General features: G+C 55.7%; 7 protein-coding genes. 2 read left to right on the top strand and 5 right to left on the bottom strand.

Annotated features, from left to right (window positions below; translation table 11 throughout):
* Positions 1–65 precede the first annotated feature (65 nt).
* The 5 genes from NTX59_04365 to NTX59_04345 all read right to left on the bottom strand — a co-directional run bounded on the left by NTX59_04365 (position 66) and on the right by NTX59_04345 (position 8,658).
* Complete coding sequence (locus NTX59_04365) at positions 66–800, bottom strand: metallophosphoesterase family protein (GenBank protein MCX5784901.1); 735 nt, start codon at positions 798–800, stop codon at positions 66–68.
* Entirely contained in the window at positions 800–4,279 is a 3,480-nt protein-coding gene (smc, locus tag NTX59_04360) for a chromosome segregation protein SMC (protein ID MCX5784900.1), read from the bottom strand. The genes NTX59_04365 and smc overlap by 1 nt, the downstream gene beginning before the upstream one ends.
* A 288-nt stretch (positions 4,280–4,567) precedes the next feature.
* Positions 4,568–5,608 carry an EamA family transporter gene (locus NTX59_04355; GenBank protein ID MCX5784899.1) on the bottom strand — a complete coding sequence of 347 codons (1,041 nt, stop codon included), beginning with the start codon at positions 5,606–5,608 and terminating at the stop codon, positions 4,568–4,570.
* A gap of 66 nt (positions 5,609–5,674) precedes the next feature.
* Positions 5,675–7,093 carry a Re/Si-specific NAD(P)(+) transhydrogenase subunit beta gene (gene pntB, locus NTX59_04350; GenBank protein MCX5784898.1) on the bottom strand — a complete coding sequence of 473 codons (1,419 nt, stop codon included), beginning with the start codon at positions 7,091–7,093 and terminating at the stop codon, positions 5,675–5,677.
* Positions 7,094–7,101: 8 nt separating this feature from the next.
* On the bottom strand, positions 7,102–8,658 hold the full coding sequence (locus tag NTX59_04345) for a Re/Si-specific NAD(P)(+) transhydrogenase subunit alpha (protein ID MCX5784897.1): 1,557 nt from the start codon (positions 8,656–8,658) through the stop codon (positions 7,102–7,104).
* 227 nt (positions 8,659–8,885) lie between these two features.
* Here NTX59_04345 and gdhA point away from each other — a divergent pair, with 227 nt between their 5' ends.
* The gene (gene gdhA, locus NTX59_04340) at positions 8,886–10,268 is read left to right on the top strand and encodes an NADP-specific glutamate dehydrogenase (protein ID MCX5784896.1); all 1,383 of its coding nucleotides are present in this window, start codon (positions 8,886–8,888) and stop codon (positions 10,266–10,268) included.
* Between the two features lie 404 nt (positions 10,269–10,672).
* On the top strand, positions 10,673–12,292 hold the full coding sequence (locus NTX59_04335; protein MCX5784895.1) for a phosphatidylserine/phosphatidylglycerophosphate/cardiolipin synthase family protein: 1,620 nt from the start codon (positions 10,673–10,675) through the stop codon (positions 12,290–12,292).
* Positions 12,293–12,508: the final 216 nt, after the last annotated feature.

Below are 12,508 nucleotides of genomic sequence, written 5' to 3'. Positions count from 1 at the left end.
GCCATACTCTTTTTTAAGGAGTTCATTGTAGCTTATGGCTTATAGCCTACGGCATATGGCTAGTACTAAAAGCCGAACGCCAGCCGCTCACCCAGGATGACCGGCAGCTTAAACTCGCTTATAAGCCGGGTGGTTTTCTCTATGTCGTATGGCACCCTGAAAATTTCAAAAACCTTGTTTTCAGTGTCGTAAATCGCGCAGGAGGCTCTGGGGTCCCCGTCTCTTGGCTGGCCGACCGAGCCCGGGTTAAGCATAAGGCGTCCTCCGCCCGCGGCCACGCGCCGCATGGGGCCCAAAAAATCGTTCTCAGGCAGGCCCGAAGCGTCCTGCCGGAAATAGGCCGGCATGTGGGTATGGCCCATAAAACAGGGCGATACGGTCCAAAATTTAAGGTTGTCAAAAAACTGTATTTCCCCGAGTAAATATTCGGTCAGCGGTTTTCTGGGCGAACCGTGCACCAGGGTAAAATCCGGAGTTTCAATTCTTTCAGGCAGCGCGGAGAGAAAAGCAAGGGCAGAGCCGGATAAATTTTTACGGGCGAACTCAATAGCCGCAATCGCGTTCGGGTTAAACCACTTCATATCCATGCGCCCGGTCACAGCCGCGTCATGATTGCCGAGCACGGAACGATAATCTTTAAGCGCCATTACAAGCTCGACGCATTCCTGCGGCTGAGGGCCATATCCCACCAGATCTCCGCAGCACAGGAAATGTTCCACTTTGTTTTTTTCGTAAAACCCAAGCACGCCCCGGAAGGCTTCCAGGTTCGCATGCACGTCCGAAAAAATGCCGTACAGCATCAGATTGTCACCGGTTCCGGCTTTTCGGCAAGCGCCGAAGCCTTTTTAAGGTCCACGGAAATCACCTTGGACACCCCAAGTTCCTCCATGGTGACGCCATAAAGTATATCGGCCGCTTCCATGGTGCGTTTATTGTGGGTGATAACTATAAACTGCGTGGTGGCCGAGAACTCCCGTATCAGGCGCACGAACCGCTCCACATTGGCCTCGTCCAGCGGCGCGTCGGCTTCGTCCATAACGCAGAAAGGCGACGGGTTGACGCAAAAGAAACTGAACAGGAGCGCCAGCGCCGTGAGAGCCTTTTCGCCGCCTGAAAGCTGGGAAATGCTCACCAGGCGTTTGCCCGGCGGGTGCGCCAGTATCTCCACCCCGGTTTCAAGCAGATTGTCGGGCATGGTAAGTATAAGTTCGGCCTCGCCTCCGTTAAAAAGCAAAGCATAGATCTGTTTAAAATGGGTTTTAACCTTGTCAAAGGTGTCCTTAAAATTATCCCTGGTGGTTTCGTTTATTTTTGAGATGGCCGACTTCAGGTCCGCCTTGGCCTTGTTAAGGTCTTCCACCTGCGAATTCATGAAATTATAGCGGGCGGTCAGAGTATCGTATTCCTCAGGGGCCGTCATGTTGACCGCGCCCATATTTTCCACGCGCTTCTTAAGGAATTTCACGCGTTCCGCATCCGTTTCAACGCCGGCGCATTTGACCGCAGCTTCCGAAGGGGTGATGTTCCAGTCGTCTTTAAGACGCCTTACGGTTTCCTCCGCCCTCGTAGTAATGGTGTTCATCTCGATTTCTATCTGGTAGCGCGTCTTTTCACCTTCCGTTTTCAACTCGTTATTGTCGCGCAGGTTGGCGTTCAGCCGCTCGTAGCTGTTCCGTAATTCGTTGAGCTCGCCGGCTATCTGGCGCTCCATTATTTCTTTTTCCGCCAGGTCGTGCATCAGTTCGGTGCGGCGCAGAGCGCTTACGCCGGTTTCTTCGTTAACGGAGGCCCGGCGTGCCGAAAGTTCGGCCCTGCGCTGCGAGAAGTGAGAGCGTTCCTCGCCAAGTTCCCTGATCAAAGTCTCAAGACGGGCGCACTCGTCACGGTCGCCCTGCAGATTCTGATTATAATTGTCCAGGTGGGCTTTTTTCGCCCCCAATTCCCCGTTCAGGCGGTCCCGTTCGGAATTCAAGGCGGCTTTTTTATCCTCAAGGGCGGCGGCTTCGGCCTTTTTGGCCTCGGTGGAGGTTTTAGCGGCGGAAAGCTTTTCAGTTAAAAGACCAAGCTGCTCTTCGGCGTTTTTAAGGGCCGCTTCGGTTTTTCCTATTTCAGCCGAGGTAAAATCAAGGTTCTGCGCTTTCAGCCGCACTTCATTTTCGGCCGCAAGGGCCTCGGCTTCTGCGCGGTGATAATCTATGTTCAGGGCGTTTATCTTTTCGCCGCAGGCGGCCAGCGCCGCTTCGTTTCCCAAAAGTCCCGCGGCCACGGCGGTTTTTTCCGCTTCAAGGCGCGAGAGCTCGCTTTCAAGCGCCTTGATATTTTCTTTCAGTTCGCCTTCCTCTTCCCAGTAGGGCTCATTTGAAGCCACGGTTTCCACTCCGCCGGTCATCCAGAACGGACCCATAACCGAGCCGTCCACGGCGTACACGTCTGAAAGCAAATTTGCCACCAGGGGCTGATAAGCGCCGTCGCAGGAAATCTTTTCAAGCAGTTTGCGGGCATTAGGCGCGTCCCAGGAAGAGGCGGCGCCGATATTCTGCACGCGGTCAAGGATCAAAAAGCGGCAACGGCCCTTGCCAAGGTGCTTCAGGTAACCTATGGCTTCCTGCGCCGCGCCCGCCGTTTCACAGACCACGGAGTCAAGAAAACGGCCCAGCGCGTCCTCAAGGACAAGTTTATCCTCTTTTTTAACGCTCACTAAATGCCGCAGGGTACCGCGCAATCCGGAAATCCCGGAGTTAAGCACGTTATTTATGCCCACCCAGTATGAATCTTTCTCTCCCTGCGCGAGTATAGCCTCCAGGCGGGACTGGTCCCACGCTTTTTCTTCGCGCGCGGAGGCAAGCCGCTTTTCAATTTCGGCCAGGCGCGCGGCCTTAGAGTCCCTTTCCTTTTCAAGCCCGGCCTGGCCCGCGTTCTCCGCAGCCAGGGAAGCGGTCGCGGAATTCATTTTTTCCTTAAGACCGTTTACGCGCGCTTCCAATTCTGTTTTTAACGCGGCCAGATCCGCCAGATCTTTGCGCAGGCCGGAAAGGTTGTCTTTATAATGCCCGATGTCCGAAGCGGCCGCGGACGAAGCGTTTGAAATTGACATTTCCGACTGGTAAGAATCGGAAAGGACTTTTGTAAGGTTTTCAGCGGCCTCACCGAGCGCCAGAGCGTCCCCGTCCAGTTTTGAAAGCGCGGCGAAAGCGCCGTCGTATTCGGCTTTAACCGCTGAAAGACCATCGACTCCCTGCGCCAACGCGGCCTGTAACTCTTTAAGACGCGGTTCGTCCTTGACAAGGCTTTCGGCGTTGCGCGTTTCGGAAATATTCAGCGAGTCGCTCTGGCGGTTTATTTCCTCGAGCAGCAGGCCGTTATTTACTATTTTCCCTTCGGTATTATTTTTTTCAAATTTTACGGCGGCCACTGCCTCTTTAAGAGCCCTTTCATCTTCGACTTTGTTTACAAGGGTTAAATTAAGCGCCGCTATTTCCCCCTCAAGGGCCGTTATGGCGGCGGCTATTTCGCCAAGTTCCTTGTTCACCGGTTCAAGCTTGGCCTTCGCGGCGTCAAGTCCCGCCTTGTGGGAGGCGTCTTCTTTTACCAGAAAAGCCATTTCAGCGGACGCGAGTTCTTCCTGGTATTTTTTCTGGAGGCGGGCTTTTTTTGCCTCGCTGTCCAGTTTTTTTACCTGCTCGTCTATAAGGACCATGGAATCCGACAGCCGCGCCATGTCCTGGTCCACTTTTTCCAGTTTGCGCAAAGCCTCTTCGCGCTTGGCCTTGTATTTGGAAACGCCCGCCGCCTCCTCAAAAAGCTCGCGCCGTTCCTCGGCTGTCGCCGACAGCACATATTCAACCTCGCCCTGGTCTATGATGGCGTAACCGTCGGTGCCTATGCCTGTATCCATGAACATTTCGCGTATGTCTTTCAGGCGGCACTGCACCTTGTTTATGAAATATTCGGATTCGTCGGAGCGGTAAATTTTGCGGGTAATGGTAACCTCGCTGAAGTCCAGCGGGAGTTTTCGGGATTCGTTGTCAAAGGTCATGGACACTTCGGCCATGTTAAGAGGCTGGCGCTTGGTGGTGCCCGCGAAAACGACATCCATCATGGACGGCATCCTGAGCGACTTCCACGACATTTCGCCTATGCACCATTTTATGGAATCCACCACATTGGACTTGCCGCAGCCGTTGGGGCCCACCACGCAGGTGATGCCGGGCTTCAGCTGCACCCTGACCTTGTTCGCGAAAGATTTAAACCCGCTTATTTCCACACTTTTGAGATACATTTGGAAACCTCTTATGTGAGTAAGGAAAACAAAAATCATTATTCTCCCCCGTTTTTTCCTGCGAATAAAACGGCGGAGTGAAAGTGATATTTAATTATATAAATAAAAAGGCCCGGCTGTCCTCTTTGCGGCAATAATTCAAGGTGAGTACCCCGCCTCAGGCGGAAAGCTCCGGCCGTCTGACAGTCAGAGCCCCTGTTACGGCACAGTCACGGACAACGCCGGAGGCAGGGGAAACCGCAATGTGGTGTTCCCTGTGGCAAATTCCCGGGAAGGGGTGCAGGAACTTCAGCTCTTCAGCTCTTCAGCGCTGGCTTGATGATGCTCGTCATGAATATGTCCGTGCTCGTGGAAAAGCGGGCTGTGAATATGACTGTGGCTGTGCCAGGGCAGGGGATTTGCGGCCCCGTGGGGATGGTTGTGATGCGCGTCGTGCAAGTGCGCGTGTTCGTGCTCGAGGGCCGGATGAAAATGCCGGTGCGAGTGCCGTTCACCCGTAAGCAGCGCGACGCCGGCCGCCGTAAACACGAACGCCGCTATAAGGCCCGCGCTTAGCGTTTCGCCCAAAAACAGAAGGCCGGCCAGCGCCCCCATAAACGGATACACTCCGAAAAATGCCCCCGCTCTGGCGGCGCCCAGAGCGCGCATGGCAAGTATCAAAAACACCAGGCTGGCCCCGTAACTTACCGCCCCGAGCGCTAGCGCCAAAACAGCCGGCGCGGCCGGAGCCGCCCGGCCATAGACCGCCAGAGCCAGCGCCAGATTCACCAGCCCCCCGGCCAGCCCCTTGATGGCGGCAAGAGTAAGCGGGTCTTTCGCGGAAACCCTTGCCGTAAAATTATTATCCAAAGCCCAGGCAAAACTGGCAAGCCCCACCAAAAGCAAACCCCTACCCGTCCCCGGCACGCCCCTGTCAAATCCGAGGCTGAAGGCGCCAGCGGTTATCAGCGCCACCGCCGCCCAAAGACGCCATCCGCCGCGCTCCCTGAAAAAAACGACGGCGATAAGAGAAGTAAATACCAGCTCAAAATTCAGCATCAGCGATGCCTGCGATGAATGGCTTAAGTTCAGGCCCTCGAACAAAAGCAGAGGCGCCGCCACGCCGCCGAAAAGAGTGAAAGCCGCCACCCACTTGAAGTCCTTTCTGCCAAACCGCTCGGCCGCGGCGGAAGGTCCGGCGATAAGCCGCCAGCCGAAAAGCCCGAGCGCGCAGCCCAGATAGCAGAAAGCCGAAAGTTCAAGCGGCGCGAGATGCCCGAGCAGCAACTTGCCCAGCGGCATGGAAAGCGCGAAAAGAAAAGCCGCGAACAGCGCGTAAATAGAGCTCATAAGTAAGAATAAATCCAATCCCCCGCGCCGCCTGTGGCGGACGGGAGATTTGCGCAAAGCCTGACCTTACTGCAGTTTTGCCAGAACGCTTTCCACGCTTTTTTTGGCGTCGCCGAACAGCATCCGGGTGTTCTCTTTGTAGAAAAGCGGGTTTTCCACGCCCGCATAACCCGCGGCCATGCTGCGTTTCAGCACCACCGTTGTTTTAGCTTTCCAGGTTTCAAGCACAGGCATACCGTAAATCGGGCTTGAGGGATCCTCAAGCGCGCCGGGGTTCACGATATCGTTCGCGCCGATGACCAGTGCCACGTCGGTTTCCGGGAAGTCCTTGTTTATCTCGTCCATCTCAAGCACGATGTCGTAGGGCACGTTCGCCTCGGCAAGCAGCACGTTCATGTGGCCGGGGAGCCGCCCTGCAACGGGGTGAATGGCGAACCGCACGTTCACGCCCTTTGCGCGCAGCTTGTCCGAAATGTCTTTGACGGGATGCTGGGCGCGGGCCACGGCCATGCCGTAGCCGGGTATCACTATCACGTTCTTGGCTTCCATAAGCATGTGCGCCACTTCGTCCACGCTTGTCGCCACCACTTCCCCGGCTATCCCGGTTCCGGCGGCGGCTATTTTTCCCTCCGAGGCGCCGAACCCGCCGAATATAACATTGATAAGCGAGCGGTTCATGGCCTTGCACATGATGTAACTAAGTATCGCGCCGCTTGAGCCCACAAGCGCACCCGTTATGATAAGCAGGTCGTTCTCAAGCAGGAAGCCGGTTGCCGCGGCGGCCCAACCGGAATAACTGTTAAGCATGGACACCACCACCGGCATATCGGCGCCGCCTATGCTCATAACCAGGTGCACGCCCAGCGCGAAAGCTATCACCGTCATTGCGATAAGCGCAGACATCCCCTGGCCCATCAGGTCTTCCACTCCGAAGAACAGGTAACCGCAATAAAGGGTGGCAAGCAGCATGGCGATGTTCAGCAGATGTCGGCCGGGCAGGAGAAGCGGCTTGCTGCGTATGATGGCCTGCAGCTTGCCGAAGGCCACCACAGATCCCGTGAACGTTACCGCGCCTATGAACACGCCCAGAAAGACCTCGGTTTCATGAATGGTGCGCGCCGCGCCCGAAAGCCCTGCGCTTCCCATATAGCTGTTTATGCCCACAAGTACGGCAGCCATACCCACGAAGCTATGGAAGCCGGCCACAAGCTGGGGCATCGCGGTCATCGCTATCTTTGCCGCCACTACCGAGCCTATAGCACCGCCTATAACAACCATCGCTATGAGCAACGCGTACCCCTGCGAATTCACGCTTGGGTGGAAGAACGTGGCTATGACCGCTATCGCCATTCCGATAATGCCGAACCAGTTCCCGCGGCGCGAAGATTCAGGGTTGCTAAGGCCGCCAAGGCTCAGGATGAACAGCACGCTGGCGACAATATAAGATATGATCAATATTCCGTTCTGCTGGATTATATTTTCCATGTTTTTCCTTATTTCCTGAACATCTTAAGCATGCGCCGCGTAACAAGGAACCCGCCGAAAATGTTTATCGAGGCGAGCAGCACCGCTATTGTTGCGGTCCAGGAGGTCCAGCCCGCGCCGGAGATCTGAAGCATGGCCCCTATCACGATGATGCCGCTGATGGCGTTGGTAACGCTCATCAGGGGAGTGTGCAGGGCCGGAGTGACGTTCCAGATGACCATGTACCCCACGAAAATAGCCAGTATAAAAACCGTGAAATGCGCCAGGAAGGCAGGCGGAGCCGATAACCCCATGCCGATAAGCGCCGCCGCCGCAATTATCCCCAGCACGGCGTTGCGCGCACAGGAACACTTTTCTTTAGGCGGCGCGGCCGCCGCGGGTTTTGCCGGGGCCTTCGTCTGGGCCTTTGCCACCGCGGACGGGTCCGTTTTGGGCTTCGGCGGCGGCCAGGTTATTTTTCCCTGATAAGCCACTAGCGCGCCGCGCACTATCTCGTCCTCCATGTTGATATTGACGCCTTTCTGTATCTCCATATGCTTCAGAAGATGCGCCAGATTGGCGCCGTAAAGCTTGCTGGCCTGGTTGGGCAGCCGCGAAGCGAGGTCGGTATAGCCTATTATCTTGACACCATTGACATCCACGACCTTTCCGGGCTTGGTCAGTTCGCAGTTGCCGCCCTGTTCGGCCGCCATATCCACCACCAGCGACCCGGGCTTCATAACGGAAATATGCTCCTTGGTGACAAGTATCGGAGCCTTGGCGCCTGGAACGAGTGCAGTGGTGATGATTATATCCACGTCGGCGGCCTGTTTTTTGAACAGCTCCATTTCGGCCTTGATGAACTCGGGGCTCATGACCTTTGCGTAGCCGCCCACGCCGGTCCCGTCTTCCTTCATGTCCACTTCAAGGAATTCCGCGCCCATGCTTTTTACCTGGTCCTTCACTTCGGGCCGCGTATCAAAAGCCCGCACGATGGCGCCCATTCCTTTGGCCGCGCCTATGGCGGCAAGTCCCGCCACGCCCGCTCCTATCACCATAACCTTGGCCGGCGGAACCCGTCCCGCGGCCGTTATCTGGCCCGTAAAAAATCTCCCGAAAAGGTTAGCCGCCTCCACCATGGCCCTGTAGCCGGCGATGTTGCCCATGGAACTCAGCGCGTCCATTTTCTGCGCGCGGGAAATCCGGGGGATCATGTCCATAGCGAGGACCGTGGCCTTACGGGCCGCGAATCTGTCCAGCAAATCTTTGTTGCGCGCGGGATACACAAAGCTTACCAGCGCGCCGCCTTCCTTAAGCAAATCCACCTCGTGCATGCCAAGTTTCTCGTTCATTGCGGGCGGGCGCACCTTAAGCACCACATCGGTTTTGGCCCATATGGCTTTGGTGTCAGCGGTTATTTCCGCGCCGGCTTTTTTGAACGCCTCATCCGACATATGCGCGGCCGCTCCCGCGCCCGATTCCACCAAAAATTCCACGCCGAGTTTTTTAAGTTCGGCCACCGTCTCCGGGGCCGCCGCCACCCGGCTTTCGCCTTCCGTAATTTCAAAAGGAATGCCTATCTTCATAAAATATCTCCCTGATAGACCAGAAAAATTTATACAGCCGTCACTGGGTTTTACACTTAGATTTTACACAATAAGCCGGGCCGCAGGCATTGTTTTTTTCTAATCGGGAGATAGTGATGCGCGGATGTGTTGACAATCCGAATTATAGGTTTGTAGTATAACTATATAAGGCTTCAGTTTTGTTTCGAAACGTAAAGGATCCAAAAATAAAACCAAGGAAGGAACTTATGGCTAAAACCTCAGCGGTAGCAGAGAAAGGCAAGAAGTCCGTACACGATTATGTCAACAACGTGCTGAACAATGTAATCGCCAAGAACCCCGGTGAGAAAGAATTCCACCAGGCGGTCAAAGAAGTGCTTGAAACCCTGACCCCCGTGCTTGAGAAGCACCCCGAATATGTGAAAGCCAAGATACTCGACAGATTGGTCGAGCCGGAGCGCGCGGTCACTTTCCGTGTTCCGTGGCAGGATGACAGCGGAGAATACCGCATCAACCGCGGTTTCCGCATTGAATTCAACAGCGCCATCGGCCCATATAAAGGCGGCCTGCGCTTCCACCCGTCCGTGAACCTGAGCATCCTGAAGTTCCTGGGCTTTGAGCAGATCTTCAAAAATTCCCTTACCACGCTCCCCATGGGCGGCGGCAAAGGCGGTGCGGACTTTGATCCCAAAGGGAAATCCGACGCGGAAGTTATGCGCTTCTGCCAGAGTTTCATGACCGAACTATTCCGCCATATCGGCCCCGACACCGACGTGCCGGCGGGCGACATCGGCGTGGGCGGCCGCGAGATAGGCTACCTGTTCGGCCAGTACAAGCGCCTGAAGAACGAATTCACGGGCGTGCTGACCGGCAAGGGCACCAGCTGGGGCGGCTCGCTGATACGGCCCGAGGCTACAGGCTTCGGCGTGGTGTATTTCGCCGAGGAGCAGCTTAAGACCAAAGGCACCAGCTTTAAAGGCAAAACAGTGGCGGTTTCGGGCTTCGGAAACGTGGCCTGGGGAGCCGTGAAAAAAGTGAACGATCTGGGCGGAAAAGTTGTGACTATTTCGGGCCCGGACGGCTGTATTTACGACAAAGCGGGCATCAGCGGCGAGAAATGGGAGTATATGCTGCAGCTGCGGGCTTCCGGCCAGGATATTGTAAAACCCTACGCCGATAAGTTCGGCGCGGAATTCCGCGCGGGCAAAAAGCCGTGGGAAGTTAAAGTTGATGTGGCCCTGCCCTGCGCAACTCAGAACGAGCTTAACGAGACCGACGCAAATACCCTGATAAAGAACGGCGTTATCTGCGTGACCGAAGGCGCTAACATGCCCTGCACCCCCGAAGCCGTTGAGGCTTTCCAGAAGGCGAACATACTGTTCTCTCCGGGCAAGGCTTCGAACGCGGGCGGTGTGGCGACTTCCGGTCTCGAAATGAGCCAGAACAGCATGCGCATGAGCTGGTCCGCCGAAGAGGTGGATAAGCACCTGCACGATATTATGATCAACATTCATAATGCCTGCGTGACTTGCGCCAAAGAGGCCGGACACCCAGGTAATTACGTGATGGGCGCCAATATCGCCGGCTTCAAAAAAGTAGCCGACGCAATGATGGCACAGGGCCTGGTGTAGGCAATAGCGGCTGGCAGCTAGCGTATAGCGGTTAGCGAATGTAAAACCGGGCGGAGCCCCAAAAGCTCCGCCCGGTTTGTTTTGCCGGGGTCCGGTGAGTTGTATTTTTTTATACCCGGAGGGCCCTTGCGCTTTGGAGTTTTGGGAGCTATACTCTAATTAGAAGTAAGGTACAGGGTCTCAAGTGAGAGCAGTGCAGAGCAGGATGGTGAAGTGCAGCGCAGAATAGTACAGAACAGTGCGGAGCAGAGCAGTAAGGATGAGACCCATCAGAGGGCAGGCCACAGGGCCTGCCCCGATTTTTTAAGTACCCGATATACCCATAAACAGTGGGGCCAAAAAACCCCGGACGTTTGAGACGTTCGCCTCTCCCCTTCCCGCTTGATAGAAGATAAACTATAACCATGGTAAACACAAAACACAACCGTTCAACGGCAGTCCTTTTCACTCTCTTCTTCACGACAGTCTCAGCCCAGGGCGCATACGCCGCCCAAGGGCCCGCTTATAAAGAACTGGCCTCAGGCGCCGGAAGCGTGAGCGTGCCCGCCCCGCAGCCGCCGCAGGCCGTTATCGATCTAAGCCAGGTAAGCAAAACTTTCGTCAGCAGGGATTCAGAAAAAATAATGAAAATGAGCGATGAAGCCCTGTCCGCGGCCTCCCCTGACCAGAAGCTGCAGATGATTAAGGCCCTGCTGAAGGATTCAAACCCCAATCAGAATAATAATTCCGACAGCCAGGACCCGGACCAGAAAAATCTGGAAAGAGCCATAATGCGCGTGCTGGCCTCGGCCCCGGACGCCGCCTCTTTCGACTACGTTTACTACCGCCTGGACCAGGGGAAACTCGAACGTTCCGTGGGCTGGTATAAAGACGTAAGGGACCTGGTGAAGAAATACCGCGGCACCGTGGTACCCGGCGACTGGGAAGGCCTGCGCACATATATCCACAATGTGACCAAAGCCGTCCCTGCCGGCCGCAATCTTATTAAGTTCCTTATAGATGGCAAGGATTTCCTGCCCGAGGCCACAGCGGCTCTGCAAAGCGCGCAAAAGTCCATACATATAGAGATATTCCAACTGCAGGCCGATAATATAGGGCAGGGCATTGCCGACATACTTTCAGCCAAGGCCAAAGCCGGCCTGAAAGTGCGCCTGATGATAGACGAGCACGGCTCGGCGGCGGAGCATACCCCCGCCCTGACAACGATGCTGGATTCAATGCGCTCTAGCGGCGTCAGCATAATAGTGAAAAAGCCGCTGGCCGCCCTTGAGGGCCACCTTGACCACCGCAAAGTGGTGGTCATAGACGGGAAAACGGGCTTTACCGGCGGCATGAACATCGGCAGGTCCTACCAGGTGGACTGGCACGACCAGCAGACCCTGGTAGTGGGCCCCGCCGTGGCAAAGCTTCAGGAATCTTTCGTGGAACGCTGGACTGCCGCGGGCGGCAGTTTCTCCGCCGGCGAGGACTTGTTCCCGGTTATAGAGCAATATCCGGACGGCGCCGAGACGGAAGTGGTCCCGCACGTCGGCTGGGGCGACCAGAACATAAAGGCCATGTACCTGCGCGTCATAGGCACGGCTCAGAACTCTATCCGTATAGCCAACCCTTATTTCACCGACAAGGATATTATCAACGCGCTTTGCGACGCGGCCCGCCGCGGCGTGAAAGTACAGTTGGAACTGCCGCAGGACAATAATATACCCATAGTCCAGCACGCCTCCCGCGCCAACTATCCGAAGCTTGCAAAAGCGGGCGTTCAGATATATGAATACAAGGGGCGCATGGCGCACGAAAAAGTGGCCGTGTTTGACGGCCTCTGGGCAACTTTCGGCTCTTCCAACCTGGACGAGCGCAGCTTGAAGAATAACGACGAGCTTAACCTGGTAGTCTTCGATTTCAGGCTGGCGCAGGACATAGAGCTGCGCCTGTTCGAAGCGGACCTCCCCAACTGCGAGCTGATGAACAATTATTCCCCGAGCATTCTGGACCACCTGGCGCACCAGGTCTCCGGGTCGATATAGGGGAGAGCAAATAGTAAGATAGTGAATAGCGAATAGCAAAAACCGGGCGAAGCCAAAAGCTCCGCCCGGTTTTTTATATGGAATTGAAACAGTTAATTATAGAAGTGGCGCAAGGTAGAGCGGGGTCCTGCCGCCGGGATTTATTTGCGGGGGTCGGGGAGGAAGAGCGGGCCAGTCATGGGGTTGCCCATTCCGCCACGTAGGAAACCCTCCCGT

This window comes from Elusimicrobiota bacterium (assembly GCA_026388155.1).
In the GTDB taxonomy this organism is placed as follows: Bacteria; Elusimicrobiota; Elusimicrobia; order Elusimicrobiales; family UBA9959; genus UBA9634.
The sequence above is the reverse complement of the archived record's forward strand: the minus strand, read 5'-3'. Positions and strand labels throughout refer to the sequence as shown.